20 protein-coding genes are annotated in these 20,713 nt (G+C 52.5%); 4 read left to right on the top strand and 16 right to left on the bottom strand.

The features are described 5' to 3' along the window. Positions 1–9: 9 nt before the first annotated feature. From pstA to pstS, 3 genes are read right to left on the bottom strand one after another with little or no spacing between them, the layout of a single operon-like run. Positions 10–858 carry a phosphate ABC transporter permease PstA gene (pstA, locus tag L103DPR2_RS05395; protein ID WP_082466858.1) on the bottom strand — a complete coding sequence of 283 codons (849 nt, stop codon included), beginning with the start codon at positions 856–858 and terminating at the stop codon, positions 10–12. Positions 859–863: 5 nt separating this feature from the next. Next, the gene (gene pstC / locus L103DPR2_RS05390) at positions 864–1,844 is read right to left on the bottom strand and encodes a phosphate ABC transporter permease subunit PstC (protein ID WP_055360092.1); all 981 of its coding nucleotides are present in this window, start codon (positions 1,842–1,844) and stop codon (positions 864–866) included. Positions 1,845–1,882: 38 nt separating this feature from the next. Next, entirely contained in the window at positions 1,883–2,905 is a 1,023-nt protein-coding gene (gene pstS / locus L103DPR2_RS05385; protein WP_055361874.1) for a phosphate ABC transporter substrate-binding protein PstS, read from the bottom strand. Positions 2,906–3,166: 261 nt separating this feature from the next. Between pstS and ppx the strand changes: the two genes are divergently transcribed. Then, on the top strand, positions 3,167–4,684 hold the full coding sequence (gene ppx / locus L103DPR2_RS05380) for an exopolyphosphatase (RefSeq protein WP_055360091.1): 1,518 nt from the start codon (positions 3,167–3,169) through the stop codon (positions 4,682–4,684). On the opposite strand, the gene L103DPR2_RS05375 is transcribed toward ppx, so the two are convergent. The 7 genes from L103DPR2_RS05375 to L103DPR2_RS05345 form a co-directional block, all read right to left on the bottom strand. Continuing rightward, positions 4,663–5,124 carry a SixA phosphatase family protein gene (locus tag L103DPR2_RS05375; protein ID WP_055360090.1) on the bottom strand — a complete coding sequence of 154 codons (462 nt, stop codon included), beginning with the start codon at positions 5,122–5,124 and terminating at the stop codon, positions 4,663–4,665. The two genes, ppx and L103DPR2_RS05375, sit on opposite strands and share 22 nt — an antisense overlap. 17 nt (positions 5,125–5,141) lie before the next feature. Continuing rightward, a complete protein-coding gene (gene ppk1 / locus L103DPR2_RS05370) occupies positions 5,142–7,226 on the bottom strand; it encodes a polyphosphate kinase 1 (RefSeq protein WP_082466730.1) in 2,085 nt (694 codons plus the stop codon). 136 nt (positions 7,227–7,362) lie between these two features. Next, the gene (locus tag L103DPR2_RS05365; protein ID WP_055361872.1) at positions 7,363–8,391 is read right to left on the bottom strand and encodes a glycosyltransferase family 4 protein; all 1,029 of its coding nucleotides are present in this window, start codon (positions 8,389–8,391) and stop codon (positions 7,363–7,365) included. Beyond that, a complete protein-coding gene (locus L103DPR2_RS05360) occupies positions 8,388–9,269 on the bottom strand; it encodes a UDP-2,3-diacylglucosamine diphosphatase (RefSeq protein WP_082466729.1) in 882 nt (293 codons plus the stop codon). Before L103DPR2_RS05360 ends, L103DPR2_RS05365 begins: the two co-directional genes overlap by 4 nt. Continuing rightward, positions 9,269–10,108 (bottom strand): GNAT family N-acetyltransferase, encoded by an 840-nt coding sequence (locus L103DPR2_RS05355; protein ID WP_055360089.1) that lies wholly within the window; start codon positions 10,106–10,108, stop codon positions 9,269–9,271. The genes L103DPR2_RS05360 and L103DPR2_RS05355 overlap by 1 nt, the downstream gene beginning before the upstream one ends. A gap of 149 nt (positions 10,109–10,257) precedes the next feature. After that, complete coding sequence (locus L103DPR2_RS05350) at positions 10,258–10,689, bottom strand: DUF3237 family protein (RefSeq protein WP_055360088.1); 432 nt, start codon at positions 10,687–10,689, stop codon at positions 10,258–10,260. Continuing rightward, positions 10,686–11,387 (bottom strand): DUF599 domain-containing protein, encoded by a 702-nt coding sequence (locus L103DPR2_RS05345; RefSeq protein WP_055360087.1) that lies wholly within the window; start codon positions 11,385–11,387, stop codon positions 10,686–10,688. The genes L103DPR2_RS05350 and L103DPR2_RS05345 overlap by 4 nt, the downstream gene beginning before the upstream one ends. A 109-nt stretch (positions 11,388–11,496) precedes the next feature. On the opposite strand from L103DPR2_RS05345, the gene L103DPR2_RS05340 reads away from it, so the two are divergent. After that, positions 11,497–12,012, top strand: a complete 516-nt coding sequence (locus L103DPR2_RS05340; RefSeq protein ID WP_055360086.1) for a hypothetical protein — start codon at positions 11,497–11,499, stop codon at positions 12,010–12,012. Further along, positions 12,009–12,824 (top strand): hypothetical protein, encoded by an 816-nt coding sequence (locus L103DPR2_RS05335; protein WP_231717688.1) that lies wholly within the window; start codon positions 12,009–12,011, stop codon positions 12,822–12,824. The genes L103DPR2_RS05340 and L103DPR2_RS05335 overlap by 4 nt, the downstream gene beginning before the upstream one ends. A 36-nt stretch (positions 12,825–12,860) precedes the next feature. Here the strand turns inward: L103DPR2_RS05335 and L103DPR2_RS05330 are convergent, their stop codons facing one another. The 5 genes from L103DPR2_RS05330 to L103DPR2_RS05310 form a co-directional block, all read right to left on the bottom strand. Then, a complete protein-coding gene (locus L103DPR2_RS05330; protein WP_055360085.1) occupies positions 12,861–14,345 on the bottom strand; it encodes an amidase in 1,485 nt (494 codons plus the stop codon). A gap of 2 nt (positions 14,346–14,347) precedes the next feature. After that, entirely contained in the window at positions 14,348–15,355 is a 1,008-nt protein-coding gene (locus L103DPR2_RS05325) for a Bug family tripartite tricarboxylate transporter substrate binding protein (RefSeq protein WP_231717687.1), read from the bottom strand. Positions 15,356–15,367: 12 nt separating this feature from the next. Then, positions 15,368–16,504 (bottom strand): NAD(P)/FAD-dependent oxidoreductase, encoded by a 1,137-nt coding sequence (locus tag L103DPR2_RS05320; RefSeq protein WP_055360084.1) that lies wholly within the window; start codon positions 16,502–16,504, stop codon positions 15,368–15,370. Between the two features lie 97 nt (positions 16,505–16,601). Then, complete coding sequence (locus tag L103DPR2_RS05315) at positions 16,602–17,453, bottom strand: alpha/beta fold hydrolase (RefSeq protein WP_055360083.1); 852 nt, start codon at positions 17,451–17,453, stop codon at positions 16,602–16,604. Positions 17,454–17,455: 2 nt separating this feature from the next. After that, positions 17,456–18,448: a Bug family tripartite tricarboxylate transporter substrate binding protein gene (locus L103DPR2_RS05310; RefSeq protein ID WP_055360082.1), complete on the bottom strand. Its 993-nt coding sequence runs from the start codon at positions 18,446–18,448 to the stop codon at positions 17,456–17,458. Positions 18,449–18,536: 88 nt separating this feature from the next. On the opposite strand from L103DPR2_RS05310, the gene L103DPR2_RS05305 reads away from it, so the two are divergent. Then, the gene (locus tag L103DPR2_RS05305; RefSeq protein ID WP_055360081.1) at positions 18,537–19,499 is read left to right on the top strand and encodes a LysR family transcriptional regulator; all 963 of its coding nucleotides are present in this window, start codon (positions 18,537–18,539) and stop codon (positions 19,497–19,499) included. 22 nt (positions 19,500–19,521) lie between these two features. Here L103DPR2_RS05305 and L103DPR2_RS05300 read toward each other — a convergent pair whose 3' ends face one another. Further along, a complete protein-coding gene (locus L103DPR2_RS05300) occupies positions 19,522–20,709 on the bottom strand; it encodes an ROK family transcriptional regulator (protein WP_055360080.1) in 1,188 nt (395 codons plus the stop codon). Between the last annotated feature and the right edge of the window lie 4 nt (positions 20,710–20,713).

The following is a 20,713-nucleotide window of genomic DNA, read 5'->3' as shown; positions in this document are numbered from 1 at the left end:
CAGGTTAATTTAAGCAGCTACTTTTTCGCGAAACACAACGCGGGCGATGATGTTCAAGGCGAGTACAGTGAGGGTGATGAGCAATGCGCCTCCCCATGCCAAGTTCACCCAGTTCTCATAGGGACTCATGGCAAATTGGAAAATAACCACTGGCAAATTGGCCATGGGTTTGGTCATGTCCATGTTGAAGAATTGGTTGTTCAACGCCGTAAACAACAGGGGTGCGGTTTCACCACTAACCCTTGCCAACGCCAACAAAAGCCCCGTCATCACGCCACTGCGTGCAGCTTTCAAGACCACTGACGTCGAGACTTTCCACTTGGGTGCGCCCAACGCAAAAGCAGCCTCGCGCAAACTGACGGGAACCAATTTCAGCATGTTCTCTGTGGTGCGAACCACCACAGGAATGGCAATCAAGGTCAGTGCCACGGTACCGGCCCAACCCGAAAAATGTTTACTGGGCACCACGACCATGGCGTAAACAAACAAACCAATCACGATAGAGGGTGCCGACAGCATGATGTCATTCACAAAACGTGTGATCGAAGCCAATCGACTGCGATCACCGTATTCGGACAGGTAGACACCTGCCAAGACACCAATGGGCGTGCTGATCAATGAGCACGACACCACGATCATCAAACTGCCCACGATGGCATTGGCCAAGCCGCCACCGTCAGATCCCGGTGCAGGCGTACTTTCTAAGAACATCGACAGATGTATTGCTGAAAAGCCCTTCAGCAATAAGATGCTCAAAATCCAAAATAAAAATCCCAAACCAATGGCCATGGCGGACATCGACAACACCAAGCCAATCAGGTTGACGCGCTTACGGCGGGCGTAAATAGAAGGGTCCATGTTGCTCATGTCTTCAAACCTTTCTTGGCTTCGGCGCGTAACAGCATCCATTTGGCCAAAGACAAGACCACCAAGGTGATCACAAACAGCGCCAAGGCCAGCGCAAACAAAGAGGCGTAGTGCAACCCTGGCTCTGCTTCGCCAAACTCATTGGCCAGGGTGGATGCTATAGAGTTACCTGGCGAGAACAACGAAGGCGACAGTTTGTGTGCATTGCCAATCACAAAAGTGACCGCCATGGTTTCGCCCAAAGCACGGCCAAGACCCAACATGACGCCTCCTACGACGCCAGTCTTGGTGTAGGGCAGCACAATCTTGGTCACCACTTCCCAGGTGGTGCATCCAATGCCATAGGCAGACTCCTTGAGAATGGGTGGCACGATTTCAAAAACATCGCGCATGACGGAGGCAATGAAAGGCAAAATCATCATGGCCAAAATGAGGCCAGCCGCCAAAATGCCAATGCCATTGAAGGCACCGGTGAACAAAATTCCGATCACTGGAATCTGACCCAGTGTGGACGCCAATGCAGGTTGAACATATTCTGCAAACAAGGGCGCAAATACAAACAAACCAAACATGCCGTAAATGATGGAAGGCACAGCCGCCAACAGTTCAATGGCTGTTCCCAGGGGACGGCGCAATCTCATGGGGCATGTTTCAGTCAAAAACACGGCAATGCCAAAGCTGAGCGGCAAGGCAATCACAATGGCAATGGTGGCCGTGACCACCGTGCCAAAAATAGCAATCAAACCACCGAACTGAGAATTGATGATGTCCCATTCAATGGTGTAAAAAAACTCCAAGCCAAATGTTTGCAACACTGGCATGGAACTGACGAACAACGAGACGATGATGCCTGTGAGTGCCACCAAAGTGGACAAGGCAAAAACCAAGGTGGTTTTCTCAAAGAAAAAGTCTTGCCACCGCTGCCAGCGCAATACGCTCTGGCGGTGCGAGGTCATCAAATCGTCTGCATTGTTCATGTCTAACTTCTAGAAACGTACAAATTTAAATTTGCACTTTATTTGACGTTGATTTTGTTCCAAACGTTCTTACGAATGAAGTCGGTCGTTGCGTCAGGCATTGGCACATATTCCAAATCAGCGGCCATTTTCTTGCCTTCTTTGAAAGCGAAGTCAAAAAACTTGATCACTTCAGCAGAGTTGGCTTTGTTGGCAGGATCTTTGTACATCAAGATGAAAGACGCGCCGGTGATGGGCCAAGACTTGGCACCTGGTGCATTGGTCAAGTAGATGCCCATGCCTGGAACTTTGGACCAGTCGGTATTGGCTGAAGCCGCAGCAAATGTTTCATCATCAGGCGCAACAAACTGACCCGCTTGGTTGCGCAGATTCAAATGCGACATGTTGTTTTTCTTGGCGTAAGCGTACTCAACGTAACCAATTGCGTTTTTGATACGGCTCACGTTAGCAGCAACGCCTTCGTTGCCCTTGCCACCTACTGAGGAGGCTGCTGGCCACTTAACTGCAGCCCCAGCACCCACTGTTGATTTCCAGTTGGCATTGACTTTGGCCAAGTAGTCCGTGAACACGGCAGTTGTACCAGAACCGTCTGCACGGTGAACCACCGTGATGGCGGCATCAGGCAATGCAACACCAGGATTCAAATCAGCAATGCGCTTGTCATTCCATTTGGCAATGACACCGGCGAACACATCGGCCAACAACTCGCCTGTCAATTTCAACTGGCCTGGCTTGATGCCTTCAATGTTCACAACGGGCACCACACCACCAATGATGGCGGGGAACTGGACCATGCCATCTTTTTCCAAATCTTCAAAGCTGACGGGTGCGTCTGTGGCGCCAAAGTCCACTGTTTTGGCTTTGATTTGCTTGATACCACCCGATGAACCAATCGACTGGTAATTCATGCTGTTGCCAGTCTTGGCTTTATAGGCTTCTGCCCATTTGGCATAGATGGGGAATGGAAATGTTGCGCCCGCACCCGTAATTTCGGCGGCCATGGCAGTTGTGGCCAGCACGGACAAGCCTAATGCGGATACCCAGGTTTTGATCTTTAGCATGTTGAATCCTTGATTCAGAGGTTGAAACTCAGCGGTCAATGACATCGAAAAGCCGATGGAGACTTGTCTGTCACAAGGCAACTTTAGTGACCGATTGTGACAAATTCATGTCAAATTCCCTACTTCTTTGTTTAATTTCCTTCGATCAAGCGCCTCTCCTGGCCAATAAACTCTTGATTTTTCAGATTGTCATGAAAATGACAAAAAACAGACACAGAATGCAGTCATTCATTCTTGACACATCTCTAGCAGTACGCCCCCATGCAAAACGGACAACTTGTCGCCGCCGTCGATTTAGGCTCCAACAGCTTTCGCCTGGAAATAGGGGTCTACGAAGAGGGGCATATTCGCCGGGTGGACTACCTGAAAGAAACCGTCAGGCAAGGCAATGGCTTAGACGCCGACCGCATGCTCTCCAAAGAAGCCATGCAAAGGGGTTGGGATTGTTTGGCACGTTTTGCCGAAAGATTGGCAGGGTTTGAACCTGAATTTGTCCGCGCTGTTGCCACGCAAACGCTCAGAGAAGCCAGAAATCGGGATGTTTTCCTGATTCAAGCCACCACCATTTTGGGCTTTCCGATCGAAGTCATTTCTGGGAAAGAAGAAGCGCGGCTCATCTACGTTGGCGTGGCGCACAGTTTGCCGCAGTCCAATGAAAAGCGCCTGGTCATTGATATCGGCGGACGTTCGACCGAAATGATCTTGGGACGGGCTTACAAACCCAACACGATGGAGTCGTACAGGGTGGGCAGCGTCAAATGGTCCATGAAGTACTTTGCCAATGGTGTGTTCACCAACGCCTCCTTCAGCAAGGCTGAAATAGCGGCCAAAGCGGTTCTGGATGAAGCATTGAGCCTCTACCCTCGCAATGCATGGGAAACAGCCTACGGCTCCTCTGGAACGGTCGGTGCCGTAGCGGATGTTCTGGCTTCTGCAGGCTGGCCAATGGGAAAAATTACCCGCGAAGGCTTGGACTGGCTCAAAGAAAAACTCATCAAGGCTGGCAATACTGAAGCGCTTAAATTGGAGGGTGTCAAAGATGATCGAAAGCCCGTCATTGGCGGCGGCTTGGCCATCCTTTATGCCTTGTTTGATTTGCTGGGCATCGAGGAGATGCAAGCGGCACAAGGCGCGTTAAGACAAGGCGTGTTGCAAGATTTGCTCGACCGACTCGAGAAAAATGAAAACACAGATTTGCGCAGTTCCATGGTGACGGCACTGGCCAGTCGATTTGCGGTTGACTTGGCCCAAGCAGACAGAGTGTCAAGGACAGCTCGCTGGTTGTTTCAAAGCATTCAAGCTTCAGGTTCTAAAAAAACCAATCGCTTGATGCAACTTGAAAACAAAATGACATGGGCTGCCCAGTTACTTGAAATCGGCACACGCATTTCGCACAGTGACTTCCACAAGCATGGCGCTTATATTTTGGACAACGCCGACCTCACAGGCTTTTCAATGCCTGAATTGCACAGGTTGAGTCAATTGATTTTAGGCCATCGGGGCAAGTTGAAAAAGCTGGATGCAGAAATGCGCGACGAAGACTTCGTGTGTCAACTCATGAGCCTTCGTTTGGCTGCCATACTGTGTCACGCGCGCCGAGAGCCAGACTTGGAAGGTTTGGTTTTCAAGCGAGCATCCAGTGGGCACGAGTTTGTGATTCAGTGCCCTGCGACATGGGCGCTACTGTGGCCGCAATCAGCCCATTTGTTGCAAGAAGAATGTGAAGCTTGGCTTAAAACCCATTGGCAACTGAAGGTTCAAATTAGCTCCGGCGTTTGAACAGAAACGACGACGGTTTGTGGAACGCCATCGCGCACACGACTTCGCAACCACCAAACCGCGCCTTTTCTGACCAGCAATTCATTGCCCGGCATGCCCAGCAAATAGGCGATGCAGTGTCCGATCACTGGCTGATGACCGACCACCACCACCGACATTTTGGAATGAGGCCACCCGACTGCCTCTAGCAATTCAACGGCAGAGGCGTCTGGCAACAAGTCTGACTTTAATTTGTATTTGCGCCCCAAAGCACGCGCCGTTTGTTCTGCCCGGGTTGCAGGACTGCTGATCACGCGCACACCCTCGGGCAATTGACGGTCAAGCCAGTGGCCTATTTTGGTAGCTTGCTTTTCGCCCTTGGGCGTCAGCTCACGCAACAAGTCCTCTTGACCGTCCACTGCGTCCAATGCATCTGCATGACGCCAAAAAATCAAGTCCATGATCAACTCATTTGAAATCAAGAACTGCTGACGTATTGCTGCATCAACAATGCCTGAGCACTTTGAATTTTTTGGCCATTCTTCTCTACGCGGTGATACTGTCCATCGGCCTCCAAGGTCCAAGCATTGCGCGTGTCATAGAGGTATGCCAACAGACATTCGTCAATGATGCGCCTGCGCAGAACAGGATCGACCACTGGCCATGCCAACTCAATGCGCCGTGTCATGTTGCGACTCATCCAATCGGCACTGGCCAAGTACAAGGATTGCTCATCGCCTGCTTCAAAGTAGAAAACCCGCGAATGCTCCAAGAAGCGTCCAATGATGGATCGAACACGAATGTTCTCCGTTTGACCAGGAACCCCAGCGGGCAACATGCATGCACCGCGCACGATCAAATCAATTTGTGCACCTTGTTGACCTGCCCTGATCAATGCATGAATCAGACTAGGGTCTGTGAGCGCATTCATTTTGACAACAACCCGGGCACTCAACCCATTGGCCGCAGCAGCCCCCACTTGATCAATTTTCTCAATCAATTTGCGCTGCATGTGAAACGGTGCAGTGATCAATTTGCTCATGCGACTCAGGCGCGAAGGACTGGCCAAATGAACAAACAAGCGGTCCATGTCACCCGTCATGGCTGTATCACACGTCAGATAACTGAGGTCAGTGTAGAGCTTGGCAGTGCGGGGGTTGTAGTTGCCCGTTGACATGTGGCCATAGCGCTTCAATGCGCGACCTTCTTGCCTTGTGACCAGAAGCATTTTGGCGTGTGTTTTAAGGCCCACCACGCCGTACACCACCTGTGCACCCACCGCCTCCAGTTGTTCCGCCCAATTGATGTTGGCCTCTTCGTCAAATCGCGCTTTCAATTCAACAACGGCCGTCACCTCTTTGCCACGGCGAACCGCTTCACGTAGCAAGTTCATCATGGCAGGATCGCTGCCTGTGCGGTAGATGGTTTGTTTGATGGCCAAAACCTGCGGGTCTTCAACTGCTTCTTTCAAAAAGGCCAAGACGCCATCAAAACTTTCAAAGGGTTGATGAATCAGAATGTCGCCTTGACGCATTCGCGCCATGATGGATGCACCCTTGGTCAATTGCTTGGGGTAGCACGCTTTGTAGGGTGAAAACAAGAGCTTGGGCTCGTCCACCAAGTCAATCAATTGGCTGAGTCGAACCAGGTTCACCGGTCCTGCTACGCGAAAGAGCGCACTGTCTGGCAAGTCAAATTGCTTTAACAAAAAGTCTGACAGATGCACCATGCAACTGTCAGAAACCTCCAAGCGCAAGGCTTGGCCATAGTGACGGTGCTGAAGGCCGCGCCTGAGTGCAGTCCGCAAATTTTCAACATCTTCTTCATCGACTGACAAATCGGAGTTACGAGTCACCCTGAATTGCGAGAAATGCACCACCGAACGTCCAGGGAAAAGTTCTGACAAATGCGCGCGAATCACACTGGACAACAGAACAACCGACACGTGCTTGCCTGCCACTTTGGCTGGCAAGGGAATCACACGAGGCAATACCCGGGGCACTTTCACAATGGCGATGTCATTGATTTTGCCGAAGGCATCTTTGCCCGACAACTGCACAATGAAATTCAAAGATTTGTTGGCAACCTGAGGAAAGGGGTGAGCAGGATCTAAGCCTACGGGGACAAGAAGAGGACGAACCTCTCTTTGAAAGTACTCGGCAACCCACTTGCGCTGAAGCGGGGTTCGTTCACCATGCGACAGAATTTTGATGCCGTGCTTTTGCAATTTTGGGAGCAGCACGTCGTTGTACAACCTGTACTGTTCATTCACAACAACGCGTGCATGCTCATACAAACTGTGAAACGTGTCCTTGCGGTAGGGGCCTTTTGACTCATCAGACCTGAAGGCTGCCATGTGCAAGTCGGCGCGAACCTCAAAAAACTCATCCAAATTGGATGAAACAATGCACAAATAACGCAGTCGCTCCAACAGTGGCACTTCAGGTCGTTTAGCCCAATCGAGAACACGTTCATTGAAGGCAAGAATGCTTTCATCCCTGTCTAGGAGTGGCACATCGGTCTGTCCAGACCGCTTTTTTTCGATAGAACCGGGTCTGAGCAAAGCGACCTCCCTTTGTAATCATTTGCCGACGCCTCTTCACCAGAGGCCTTGGATCTCGCTCATTCTTTCGAGACCAAATGTCAGATTGATGACAAGAGCATGAAGATTTGGCGTCACCCTACGCCCTTCAAGCCTCTTAGACCGTTATCTGGCGCACATAACTGACAAACAACTGCGAAGCTCTTGCCCAACTGAAGTCGTATGCACGATCTCTGGCTGACTGGCGAGGTACCTGCAAGGCTTGCCGCGTTGCTTCTGCCAAGTCTGGATGCAGCACCCCACCCAGCACATCCCCGGAGGACGCCGTTAGCACTTCAAAGGGGCCGTCGACAGGAAATGCCGCGACAGGCGTGCCACATGCCATGGCCTCGAGCATGACCAATCCAAAAGTTTCATTTCGACTGGGAAAGACAAAGACATCCGCAGAGGCATAAACACGTGCCAACTCTTTTCGGGGCAGCAAGCCTAGCCACGTGACGTCCGGGTACTTGGCTTTCAGATCTGCTTCCAGCGGCCCCACACCGCAGACCACCTTGCTGCCCTCAAAGGGCATTGCCAAATAAGTTTCAATGTTCTTTTCGTAGGAAACACGACCAACGAACATGCTGATCGGCCTTTTTAAATGCGCAAGTTGATCGTCTAACTGGCACTCTTGCGCATATTCAAACAACTCTGTGTCAACACCATGTGTCCAGAGTTTCAAGTTTTGAAAACCACGTTGTGTCAGCAGATTCAAGACACCTTGCGTCGGCACCATCACGCCTGATGAGGGCTTGTGGAAATGCCGAAACAAGGCATAGCCCATCCAAAGCGGTATGCCTGCAGCTGCCTTCAAGACCTCGGGGAAGCGCGTGTGAAAAGCCGTTGTGAAGGGCCATTTTTTCTGCTGACACAGGCCCCGTGCAGCCCACCCCAATGGGCCTTCTGTCGCAATGTGAACTGCGTCAAATTTTTCAGAGGCCATCATGGCCGCCATCTGCTGACGGGGTCTAACCGCCAAATCGATGCCTGCATAGCCAGGGCAAGGGCGCGTCTTGAACAAGCCAGGATGGATCACCGTCACTTGATGACCCAACTTGCTCAACTCTCGAACCAACTCAACCAGCGTGGTGACTACGCCATTGACTTGCGGCATCCAGGCATCGGTGATGAGCAGCAACTTCACGCGGTCACCCAACTTTCTGAGCTCGATTTCTCGCCTGCTTGCACCAAGGGCCCCTCATGGACGTCCAAAGTAGAACCGTTGGGATTGAATTTCAAAATTTCCAAGCGACCATCGGCATGCTCTACCAAGGCACTGCAACTCTCCACCCAATCGCCATCGTTGCAATACAGCATCCCATCAATATTGCGAATTTCTGCGTGATGGATATGACCACAGACCACACCTTGATATCCCAGCTTTCTTGCCTCGTTGGCAACGGCAACCTCAAAGTCAGAAATAAAGTTCACCGCTTTCTTGACCTTCAGTTTGAGGTAGGCAGACAAGGACCAATACGGCAATCCCAACCTGGCCCTTAACTGGTTCAAATAACGGTTCAGTTTGAGTGTCAGTTCATACAAACTGTCGCCCACATAGGCAAGCCATTTGGCACACTGAATCACGCCGTCAAAGTAATCGCCGTGAATCACCCACAATTTTTTGCCATCTGCTGTGACGTGAACAGCTTCTTCTCTGATTTCAATGCCACCAAACGAGTGATCCAAAAAGTGACGGCCAAACTCATCATGGTTGCCTGGCACAAAAATCACCTTGCAGCCTTTTCTGGCTTTTCTCAGTAATTTTTGCACCACATCATTGTGGCTTTGGGGCCAATACCATTTGCGTCGAAGCTGCCAGCCATCCACAATATCGCCCACCAAATACAGGTTGTCACAGGTGTAATTTTTTAAAAATATCAACAAGGCGTCAGCCTGGCATCCTGGGGTTCCCAAGTGCAGATCAGAAATGAAAATAGAGCGATAGTGCGTTTTAGAACGCGTCGCCCACACATTCGACTCGAGGTAGTGTTCCTGGCCAGATTCATGTTTAGCGTATCGCATCAAACACCCTCAAAGTGTTTGCGATAACGACGCGGCAGATCACCGACACGCATCATCATGGGCAAATCGGCCGTGTTGAAATCAGGATCCCAAGCCGGTGCGCCCAGCACCTTGGCACCCAATCGAATGTAGCCTTTGATCAGCGCAGGCGGCTCGACGTTCAACTGTGAATTTAATTCATCAATCGGCAATGGCAAGCGCGGCCGAACATGAAACTCGACGGAAGACAGCGCTTCGGACTTCAGTTGCTGCCAAACGCTGGCCGCAACATCACCACTGATCATGCCGCTGTGCAGCATGGGAATGCTGGCACAACCGATCATGGTGTCTAGCTGGTTGCGGGACATGAACTCAAACAAGGCGCCCCAGAGGCTTAAGATGACACCGCCATGCCGATAGTCTGTATGAACGCAGCTACGGCCCAGCTCCACCATGCGCTCTCTGATGTGACGCAAGCGTGTTAAATCAAATTCAGTGTCGGTGTAGGTGCTGCCAGCACGTTTGGCTTGCGCAGGCGTCAAGACGCGGTAGGTGCCAACAACTTGTTGCGAAACAGCATCTCTTACCAGCAAGTGTTCACAGTAATCGTCAAACAAGTCAATGTCATGACCTTCAAGCGTGACAGGTAACCGAGCGCCCATTTCCGTGGCAAAAATGCTGTAACGCAATCGCTGGGCTTCTCTGACTTCATCTTGGTGCTTGGCCCAACTGACTTGAATCAGCGAATTTGAAACGGACTTTGAATCCTTCGAAGCTTGTTCATGAGAGCTTGGATGAAGAGACCCCCGAGGCAATGCAATGGGCGACAAGGGGAATGTCGGGCTTGGCAATTCTTTCATGATCAGCTCCCAAGTGTGGTTTAACTTGGTAGGTGATCATGAGGTCAAGCCATTTCAGGCATGTTTCATTTGCATGAAATATTCATGACAACGAAATGGTGCGAAGGCTGTCCGCCTTCTACTCAAAATTTCAGCTGAATTGAATTGATTCAATTCAATTGATAGACGCGAATTTTCACTGCCATCCTGGCTGGTTTCAGCGACTCTAGCGTCCCTACAAACACTCTCCGGTTCAACCACTCATAGTTGCCGGAAGGGGCTCGAAACTTCACCACAGATCGGGCGTAACGTTGCTCGGGACTGGGCATGTCGATGGTGACCTGATTGTGAACCGTGATGATCACGCCATCATCTGTTTGCATTTCATAAAGCGCATCAAGTTCCTTGATGCCATCTGGCCTCAACAACTGCCGATCTGCACCCCCAGGCAATATCTTGCCTTGCAGCAAAGGGCCTTTGAACTCGCCCCCTCTTATGTTCACAATGTACCTTTGCCCCACTGGGCTTTGGCCCAAGCTTTGGACCTCTTCTATGTCGGCAATGGCTTCATAAACAAAATCGCAGCGTGGTGCATCACTCATGATTCATCCTTCAAAACTTCAAGTACTTCCGATTTGAATTCGCGTCCATACAAAATAATCACCACCAGCGCAGTGGCCAAGACCAGTGCAATGGGCGAAAAAAACCAGGCCATGGCGGCGAATGAAAAGTAATACGCACGCAAGCCGTCGTTGAAAGTTTCAGCAGCGGCGCTGACCAGATTGCCTGCACGCTCTGCAAACTTTGTGCGATCTTGTCGCCCTTCTGCAAACTCCTTGGGCGGCGGCATCGCACCAATCACCAAAGCCACAAAGGTGTACTGCCTCATGGACCATGAGAACCGGAAAAAGGCATACACAAAGATGCCAACCAGCACCAGCACCTTGAACTCAAACACCAAGAGGGGCGTTTGCTCGGCAAATGGAATCTCTCGAACCAGTTCAGCGGCCTTGTCTGTAGTACCCAAAAGCGCAAACAAACCGCCGATGATGATGATGGAGGTTGAAGAAAAGAAAGATGGCGTGTGCGAGAGGTTTTGGGTGATCAAGCCATCCAGCATGCGCGGGTCGCGCGCAGTAGCCTGCATCATCCACAATTGCCGATAGTGGTTGGTGGTGGCGATTAGGGTCATGTTGCGTTTGCCGTTCACACGCGCAAACCAGGCATACCCAATCCAAAGCCCAAAAAACAGGGCCATGGCCAACCAGTCGGCCCAAGGCAAGAGTGTCAAGATTTTCATGGCACTATCCTAAACCGAAACTGCCTATTTAGGTCCTGATGACGGACATTCATGAATAGAATGAGTGCTCTCATGCAAGCATTGTTGCAGCTCAGTTACCCCAAATGAAATGACAATTTATTGGGTCATCGCTTACTTCTTGGTGCTCGCCCTCACCTTGATTTACAAAACCCCCATCCTGCGGGGGCCGTGGCTGTTTTTGCTGCGCTCTTTTTTTCCAAATTGGAAGTTCTTTCATGCCGTGGGCTACGTGCCGCATCTCTATGCGCGTGCCGCTACCACAAACGCCAAGGGCGAACAGGTATGGTCTGAATGGACGCATCTGTACCCACGCACACGCCAAAGCATTTGGCATCTAGTGCACAACCCGCAAACCAATTTGGGGCTGGCACAGCAAAACCTGATCGATCATTTCTGGGCCGATCTGAACGATGCACCCGAAGGCTGCGACCCTCGCGCTTTTGTCAGCTACCAAATGGTGGCGCACTTCGTCAATGGCGTATTGAAGTCTGAACATCCCCAGCACACGCATACCCAGTTTGAATTGCGCATGCTGATGGACAGCACCACAGAAACCATTCACAGCCACGTCATGATGACGTCACCCGTCGAGGTCCGAACATGATGGTGGACTGGAACTCGCCCTACGTCTTGAGCACCCCGTTGACTGTTCGGTGCTTGGAGTTGCTCTTTGCATGGAGCGCCGGCATTCAAACCTTGGAGTACTGGCGCATGCGCCCTGCCATGCAAGGGGATGGTTTGTGGGTGTGGTCTATTCAGCGGCAAGACATCCCCAATCCTTGGATGCGCCAATTCTTGGATACCTTGTTTTCACCCAGCATGTTCAGTTCATTGCTGGCCCTGAGGTTCATTGCACTGCTCAGTTTGGCAACACAAGGCAGCCACCTGCTGAACATCGGCTTTCTGTTCACCAGCAATTTAGCCCTGCTGATTCGTTGGCGCGGTGCATTCAACGGCGGCAGCGATTTCATGACCTTGGTGGTGCTCACGGGTTTGCTGATTGCACAAATCGTCAGTGACTTGGCGGGGCCTAATTTAGGATGGCGGGCTGGATTTTGGTACATCACCATCCAGTCCATCACGTCTTACTTCATGTCGGGATCGGTGAAGTTGCTTAGGCGCGAATGGCGCAATGGCCATGCCATGACCATCTTTTTGAATGCAGCCATCCATGGCCCTCTCAGCAAAGATCACTGGCTTCGCAAACCCTGGTTGGCGGCTCTGGGTTCTTGGGCATTCATCGTGTGGGAGTGCTTGGCCCCATTGGCCTTGCTAGATGCAAGACTGGCTGTGGTGTTTTGCCTGATTGCCGCAGTGTTTCACTTCTTGGTTTTTTGGTTCTTTGGTTTGAACCGATTTTTTTGGGCATGGATGGCTACATTCCCAGCCATCATTTGGTGTGCTGGGCAGATTTAAGCAGCTCAGATTCGCCTCTGTGGACTTTAGGTCAAATTATGAAGACTTCAAAATCGGAGGGTGCGTCACGATGTCTTTCAGGTTGACCGACGATTGACGTAAGCGATCTTGATCTGGTTTTGGCCTTGCGGTGGCTTTGTTCGAAGCCAACGCCATTTCCAGTGCGTGGGACATGGCCAATAACTTAGCGTCTTGTCGCAACTCACCAATCAATTGCAAGCCAAAAGGCATGCCATTCAGATCAACACCGCATGGCAATGCCAAAGCCGGGTTGGTGGCCAGGGTCACCACATAGGTCAACTCTAGCCAATGGTAGTAATTGTTCATGGCATGCCCGGCCACTTCCTTGGCATACAACTCAGTCCAAGGAAAGGGTGACAAAGGTGTGTTAGGCGCAATGATCAAATCAAAATCTTGAAACTTCTTGGCAAACTGACGCATCAATTGCGTTTGCGCCAAATGCGCCATGGCCCGATCGCCCAAAGAAATTTGCTCGGCGATGGCCAGGTTGGCGCGAACGTTGGGACCGAGGGTGTCGGGCGGGTTTTTGACGGGGTCACCAAAGGCGGCAAAGAAACTTTCGGCGCGCAACACATCAAAGGTGCGGTGCGCATGCGCCACCTCAAACGAAACTGGTTCGCAACGTTTTACCAAAGGTTTGATGGCATTGATTCGTTTGCGAAATTCTTCGCGAATGCCAGGGTCAACATGGCACAAGTCAAAGTCTTCCGTATAGCCAATGCGAAGTTGCGACACATCCACTTCTGGCAAGGGCCAGAAAGGGCCAGGGCTCAGGTCGTAAGACAAGGGGTCCATCGGATCTGCGCCTAAAGATGCGGCCATCATGAGCGCGGCGTCGTCCACTGAACGTGCCATGGGGCCCAACACCGAAATGGCAGACCATCCTAAGGCTCGGGTGTCATTGGCCACCGCACCTGGTGAAGGCCGCAGGCCCACAATGCCGCACAGTGCAGCAGGAATGCGCAACGAGCCGCCGGTGTCAGAACCTGTGCAAATGGGAAACATGTCGACGGCCAAAGCGGCCGCAGAGCCCCCCGAAGAGCCCCCTGCATTGAGTGCAGGATTGAAAGGATTGCCTGTCGCACCCCACACCGGGTTGCGCGAGTTCGCGCCGGCGCCCATGTCAGGCACATTGGTTTTGGCGGTGACGATGGCACCCGCTTGTTTCAACTTGGCCACATAACTGTTGTCGGCTTTGGGCACATTGCCGCGCAAACCAACGTTACCGTAGGTGGTGAGCAAGCCGGCCGTCTCTTGCAAATCCTTCACGCCCATGGGCAAGCCGAGCAGCAAGGGTAACTCAGCTTGCTGCATGACCTGGGCTTCTGCCTGCTTGGCGGTCGCTCGGGCACGCTCAAAGTCTGTGGCCGTGACAGCATTGATGTGTGGATTGAGTGCTTCAATGCGCGCAATGCACGCGTCCATTAACTCGACGGGTGACAGTTCTTTGCTGCGAATCAGGGCACGCAATTCGACAGCAGATTTTTCAACAAGTGTCATGGTCAGTCCGCCGTGATTTTGGCGCGGTGCACATACGCACGAAGCAGTGGCAATTCGGTGGCCACGCGTTTGTCGTAAGACTGCGGTGCTTCAAATGCCACTTCTAAACCAGCGCGCTCCAAATCACGTTTTGAGTTGGGATCTTTCAGAATGTCCTGGATGGTATTGGTTAACTTTTGACTCACAGCCTTGGGCAGTCCTCGTGGCGCCACGATCACAATCCACGGCACCATTTCATAGCCAGGGTAGCCCGCCTCAGCAATGGTGGGCACTTCGGGCAAGGTCGATGAGCGCTGTGCAGAGGTGACCGCAATGGCTTTGACTTTGCCTGCGCGCAACATGGGAAGCGCAGCGACATTGGTGTCAAAAGTGAACTGAATTTGACCACCAATCAAATCGGTCATGGCCGGCGCGCTGCCTTTGTAAGGCACATGCAAAATGTCCACACCCGCCATGTACTTGAACATCTCACCCGCCAAATGCGATGTGGTGCCACTGCCGAATGAACCAAAGGCAAACTTGGCGCTGGGCTGGTTGGCTGCAGCGACAAGCTCTTTCACAGTTTTCACAGGTACATTGGGGTTGGCCAATAACACCAAAGGCGACGATCCAATGCCGGCCACCGATTCAAAATTCTTAGCGGGGTCATAAGGCAATTTGACCTTGATGGCAGGATTGACCGTGAAGGTAGTGTTGGAGCTGATCAACAAGGTGTAACCATCCGCTTGTGCTTGCGCCACTTCGGCTGCACCGATGACCGTGCCTGCACCCGCTTTGTTTTCAACCACAACCGGCTGACCCAAGCTTTTGGTCATGGCCTGCGCCATGATGCGACCAATGATGTCAGTGGCACCACCCGGTGGGTATGGCACCACCAGACTGATCGGTTTGCTGGGGTAGGCCGCTTGGGCCATGGCGCCAGTGACGGTGCTGAGTGCACCCATTGTGAATGCGCTGATCACCAAGCCATGCAGGCTGGTTTGCAGCCATTGTCGTTTTGAATTGTTCAAAGTCGTCTCCTTTTATTTTCTCAATCGTTGGACGTAAAACATGCTGGCATCGACGCCGCATGCTTCAAGCTCAGGGGTGATAACTTGCTGCTGAAGCAAACATGCTGCCAAACTGGAATAGCCCGCTGCACTTTGAATGCCGTAGCCGCCCTGCCCTACCAACCAAAAGAATTGAGGACAAGCATCGTCAAAGCCAATTACCATTTCGCCGTCTGGGGCAAATGTGCGCAAGCCCGCCCAGGTGCTGGTGGGCCGATGGATGTTCAAATTTGTCGCGGCCATGATGCGGTCGATGCCCAGCGCAATGTCCATGTCCTCTGGCAAGACGTCGTGCGCAAAGGTGTCGTCTGCATTGGCAGGCGAGCCAAACAGCTGACCGGCATCGGGTTTGAAATACCAGTCTTCTTCAATGCCGACAATTGCTGGCCATGCTTTGGTGTCAGTGCCCTCCGGCGCTTTGAAGGTAAAAGCACTTCGTCGGCGTGGCACCAAGCCAATCGGTTTGGCGCCCACAATGCTGGCAACAGCATCACCCCATGCACCGCTGGCATTGACCACACATTTGGCACGCACTTCGGTACCATTTTGTAGTCGTAGACACCAATGATCTTGCACAAATTTCGCTTCGACCATTTCGGCATTGCACTGCAAGTGGCCGCCTTCTTTTTGAAAACCTTTGAGAAATCCTTGAAGCAGTGCATTGACATCAATGTCTTGTGAGTCGGGGTCCCACAAGGCGCCAAGCAGCTGATCGGGTTTGAGGCAAGGCGCCAGCGCCAAGGTTTGTTGAGCTGACAAATGTGCGAGGTTGGGAATGCTTTGTCCCAACTCTTCGGCGACGTGTCTTAAAGCTTCCGCTTGGTCTTGTTGAGCCACATACAGTGCGCCCCTAGGGCTGAGCAATGAATGCGCTGAAAACTGTGGCGGTGGTGCTGTATAAAACTGCCGGCTGGCACGCGTCAAGGCTCGCACACCGGGTGGCCCATAACTCTCCATGAACATGGCAGCCGACCGACCCGTGGTGTGATAGCCAGGCTGTGACTCTCGCTCCAACAACACAACCGACGCTGAAGGTGCCAAGCGATACGCGACAGAAGCCCCGGCCATCCCGCCGCCCACAATGGCAAAGTCATAAAGGGGCGTTGTCATGACTTGCCTTGGCGGATGAAAAGCGCTGTGTTCAGAATCTTCATGGCCAAATTATGAGCCAAGAAACCCCGCATTTGAGCAGCCCTGCGCAGCCAATTCAAAGCGTCGAGGATTCTGCCAAAAAAGCCAACACCGTGGTGTTGAAAAATGCCGCTTGCTCTCGACTGACGCCATGACCGGCACCGGCCACACGCACCGCTTTGGCGTTGGGCATCGCGACGACCACGTTGTCGAAGATGGCCTTGTGCACAGGCTGCGTATTCAACCCTGACATCAACAGCACAGGCATCGGCAAAGCCGCCAATTGTTCAGGCGGAATGAGCGGAAACTCATCGCTCGACAACGCGATCATTTTCATGGCTTGCAAATTCTGCAAACGCTTTTCCATGGCCGCACCCGACGCCACTGCGGAGGTCGCACCATTGATGCCACCTGTCATGATTTGCGCTGCAAGCACATCGTCACCCTCTCTGAACGCGGCGTTGGCAGGTTCAATGGTGCCTGTTCGAAATGCGTCGGCAATGTCTCGGCCTTCGGGTGTGAAATACGCATACTTCATCATGGGCGGCTCAACGGCCACCAGCGCTTGAATGCGTTGTGGCGCTTGAACCGCAAGGGCCAAAGCCGTAAAGCCGCCATAAGAGCTGCCCACCAAGATGGCCTTGTCAATGTTGAGCAAGTTCAACAAATGCACAAGGTCTTGTGCTTCGTCCAACGCCGAATGGTGCGGCGAGGGTTGATGGTTCTGATTGGGAAAACTGAACCGACGGCTGTAAGAAATGCAATCAAAGTGCGCTGTAAAAGCAGACCACTGCGCTTCCCATGAACGCCAATCGCCCATGGCGCCATGAATGAAGATGAGAGGCACGCCATTGCCTGCGCGCACGCCGTGCAACTCGATACCATTGGGCAAAGCCCATCGCTGCACAGCCAAAGATTCAAAGCTCACGTTCAAACCTCTGACTTGATGTTGTTGTCTTTGATGAGTTTGCCCAAGCGGACGTATTCAGATTTGACAAAGTCTTGCAGAGCGGGGCGCGCGCTGTAACGCTCTGGTGCGGCCATGGCCAACTCGTTGAGTTTTTGCGCAATGGCGGGCGTGTTCTTCACCTTCAACCATGCGCTTGACAGTTGATCCACCACAGCAGGCGGCGTGGCGGCAGGTGCAAAGACAATGATCCAGCCGAGGTACTCAAAATCTTTCACACCCATCTCGTGCACTGTTGCGATGTCGGGCATGGAACTGACGCGTTCTTTGGTGGTCACCGCCAGCAAACGCAGCTTGCCTGACTTCACATGGGCCATGGCCACATTGGGGGCGGTGAACATCACTTGAATCTGACCGGCCAACAAATCGACCACCGCCTGGCCGTCGCCCTTGTAGGGGATGTGCGTCATTTTGACGCCCGCTAGGCCATTGAAATACTCTGTGCACAAATGGCCCGATGAACCATTGCCACCAGATCCATAAGTGAGCTGATTGGGATTGGCTTTGGCCAGGGCAATCAAATCTTTGACGTTATTGGCCTTAACCGAAGGATGCACAACCAGCACAAATGCGCCTGCACCCAACATGGTGACTGGCACCAACTCCCGCATCGGGTCGTAGGTGATTTTGGAGAACATGTGCGGCATCACCACAATAGATGCTGGGCCAGAAATCAGCAACTGATGGCCATCGGCAACGCCCTTGACCACCTGATCAGCCGCAGGCATGCCACTGGCGCCTGGCTTGTTCTCAACAATGAAGTTTTGCCCCATGCCGGGCCCAATCGAATCGGCCAAGACACGCGCCAAAAAGTCTGAAGGTCCACCTGGGGGTGAGCCCACCACCAGCTTGACTGCTTTTTGCGGATAGCTCTGCGCCCAAGCCACGCCAGCACCCCAAGTGCTGGCAATGCCTGCTGCCAAGGCGGCGCTTAGTTTTCGACGGGTCAGTGTCATGGGAGTCTCCTTTTGTTTTGACGCATTGTGGAGTGCTATTTGCTCGAAGAGAAATAGAATTGGCACCTTAGGTATAAGTAACACTGATATGTCAATTTCCGCCAAAGTTCTGCTCAACCGCCTGATGTCCAAAGCCAGGTTTCGACATTTCGAAGTTTTGGTTCGTCTCACTGAACTGGGCAGCGTCAAGCGCACCGCTGAGTCCATTGGCATGACCCAACCTGGCGTGACGCAGTTACTGGCCGACTTGGAGGAATTGTTGGAAGTGAAACTGTTTCACCGACATGCGCGTGGCGTCTTGCCTACACAGGCCTGCCAAGATTTGTTGCCAATGGCTCGGCAATGCTTATTGGGCTTGAGCACCAGTGCAGAGGCGATTGCCGACAGGTCCACCCTGGGGCAAGGCGTGGTGCGCATCAAAGCCTCAACCGCAGGCATCAATGGCTTGTTGGTAGAGGCTGTGCCAGCTTTGAATGCCCAATTTCCGGGCATTCAGCTGCACATTCACGAAGCCGAACTGAACGAACAGTTTGCGTCCATCAACCAAGGCGACATTGACATAGGGGTCTGCCGCCAGCCCGCACAAAGCCCTGCAGGCTGGCAGTTTCAAGCTTTGATGGCCGATGAATTTGTGGTGGTCTGCAACCCCTCACACCGCCTCGCCAAAAAGTCCAAAGTGACATGGAAAGAATTGAGCCAAGAAACTTGGGTCTTGTCCCCCATCGGTTCAGCCGCACGCGAAAAATTCGAAGCACTCAGTCAACAGTACAAATTCACGCCCAACACCTGCCACGTGATCACGCGGGTGTCGTCCATGACCTGGGCCATGATGCAGCAAAGGCCGCTGCTGACGCTGGTGCCCGCCAGTGTTTTTCAGCAATTGAAAAATGCACAGCAACTGACCACGGTCAATTTGAAAGAGAAACTTCCGTTTGACCCCTTGGGTTTGTTGTTGCCCGAAAGAGATGCCTCATTGGCCACGCAATCGGTTGCCAACTTTCTGAGGGATTTTTGCCAGCAACACCACAAACTGAAAAGCAGTCGATCTTGAAAGATGAATTTGCTTTCCGAAATTAACCCTGATCTTGTTTCAAGAAAATTTCTTTGTCTGGAAAAAACTGACTGTGCATGGGCAACAAGGCGCCACCCAACGCGCGCGCATGCGCACCCACCTGGCCTTTGAGCAGGGCTGGCTGATGAATGCCATCAAAACGATACTGCGCCAACTTTTTTTGGGTGGCGGCCATCAAGGCGGTCATTAAGGGCTCACCCAAAGAGCCGTCTAACACCACCGCATCCAAATCCAATAAGGCGGCAGAAGTGGCCACCGACATGGCCAAGGACTCGCTGGCTTGTGCCAACCAAGCCTGCGTCAGACCTTCATAACTCGGGTTCATGATGTCTTCTTGATGCACCAGCAACGGGTCATGCCCTGCCGCCATCAAAGCTTGCTCCAATTGCCAACCCGAAGCCATTTGCAAAAGCTGCGGTGGCATGCCTGAACGTTCTGTTGACAAACCCACAGGCAAAGAGCCGATGGCGCCAGCATTGCCTCGTTCACCATTCACGATGTGGCCCGACATGACCAAACCACCCCCAATGAAGGTGCCCACAAACACATACAAGAAACTGCGAATGCGTCGCCCCTGCCCTTGCAACAGTTCGGCCACACACGCGGCCGTGGTGTCTTTGGCAAACACCACCGGCAAGTTGGTGAGTTGTTGAACCTGCGCTTGCAGATCAATGTGCTCCCAGCGCGTCAGCGCTTGAGCGGCCTCACCGCCCATCAGGTCAGCCCATTTGTGAAGCGACAAAGGCGCAGTCAAGCCCACACCGACCACACGCGACCAATGTTCGCCCATGCGCTTTTCGAGCGTTTTCAAACCTTTGGCAATGGCAGCAAACAAAGCATCGGGTTCAGGGAATTCGTAGTGCACTTCGATGCGCTGCACTTGCTCGCCACAAAAGTTGGCGACCAACAACTCCAAACTGCGACGCCCCACCTGAATGCCCACGCTGAACGCACCTTCGGGGTTCAAAGACAAGGGCACGGAGGGTTGGCCAATCTTGCCGCGAACGCGGGCTTGCTTGAGCAGCAAACCTTCATCCATCAAACGGCTCACGATGATGGCCACCGTTTGGGTTGACAGTTGGGTCAAGCGCGCCAGATCGGCTTTGGGAATGGCACCGTGGTGGCGAATAGCTTGCAACACAATTCGCTCATTGAACTGACGCATGCCCACATGGTTGGAGCCCCGCATGCGG

It is taken from the genome of Limnohabitans sp. 103DPR2, from assembly GCF_001412575.1.
Lineage (GTDB): Bacteria > Pseudomonadota > Gammaproteobacteria > Burkholderiales > Burkholderiaceae_C > Limnohabitans_A.
This window is presented reverse-complemented; position numbering and strand designations above follow the sequence as displayed.

What these genes read in the sequence shown, in the direction of transcription:
- pstA (WP_082466858.1), bottom strand. Translation starts at nt 858, where the DNA reads ATGGACCCTTCTATTTACGCCCGCCGTAAGCGCGTCAACCTGATTGGC.
- pstC (WP_055360092.1), bottom strand. Translation starts at nt 1,844, where the DNA reads ATGAACAATGCAGACGATTTGATGACCTCGCACCGCCAGAGCGTATTG.
- pstS (WP_055361874.1), bottom strand. Translation starts at nt 2,905, where the DNA reads ATGCTAAAGATCAAAACCTGGGTATCCGCATTAGGCTTGTCCGTGCTG.
- ppx (WP_055360091.1), top strand. Translation starts at nt 3,167, where the DNA reads ATGCAAAACGGACAACTTGTCGCCGCCGTCGATTTAGGCTCCAACAGC.
- L103DPR2_RS05375 (WP_055360090.1), bottom strand. Translation starts at nt 5,124, where the DNA reads ATGGACTTGATTTTTTGGCGTCATGCAGATGCATTGGACGCAGTGGAC.
- L103DPR2_RS05360 (WP_082466729.1), bottom strand. Translation starts at nt 9,269, where the DNA reads ATGCGATACGCTAAACATGAATCTGGCCAGGAACACTACCTCGAGTCG.
- L103DPR2_RS05355 (WP_055360089.1), bottom strand. Translation starts at nt 10,108, where the DNA reads ATGAAAGAATTGCCAAGCCCGACATTCCCCTTGTCGCCCATTGCATTG.
- L103DPR2_RS05350 (WP_055360088.1), bottom strand. Translation starts at nt 10,689, where the DNA reads ATGAGTGATGCACCACGCTGCGATTTTGTTTATGAAGCCATTGCCGAC.
- L103DPR2_RS05345 (WP_055360087.1), bottom strand. Translation starts at nt 11,387, where the DNA reads ATGAAAATCTTGACACTCTTGCCTTGGGCCGACTGGTTGGCCATGGCC.
- L103DPR2_RS05340 (WP_055360086.1), top strand. Translation starts at nt 11,497, where the DNA reads ATGACAATTTATTGGGTCATCGCTTACTTCTTGGTGCTCGCCCTCACC.
- L103DPR2_RS05335 (WP_231717688.1), top strand. Translation starts at nt 12,009, where the DNA reads ATGATGGTGGACTGGAACTCGCCCTACGTCTTGAGCACCCCGTTGACT.
- L103DPR2_RS05330 (WP_055360085.1), bottom strand. Translation starts at nt 14,345, where the DNA reads ATGACACTTGTTGAAAAATCTGCTGTCGAATTGCGTGCCCTGATTCGC.
- L103DPR2_RS05320 (WP_055360084.1), bottom strand. Translation starts at nt 16,504, where the DNA reads ATGACAACGCCCCTTTATGACTTTGCCATTGTGGGCGGCGGGATGGCC.
- L103DPR2_RS05310 (WP_055360082.1), bottom strand. Translation starts at nt 18,448, where the DNA reads ATGACACTGACCCGTCGAAAACTAAGCGCCGCCTTGGCAGCAGGCATT.
- L103DPR2_RS05305 (WP_055360081.1), top strand. Translation starts at nt 18,537, where the DNA reads ATGTCAATTTCCGCCAAAGTTCTGCTCAACCGCCTGATGTCCAAAGCC.
- L103DPR2_RS05300 (WP_055360080.1), bottom strand. Translation starts at nt 20,709, where the DNA reads ATGCGGGGCTCCAACCATGTGGGCATGCGTCAGTTCAATGAGCGAATT.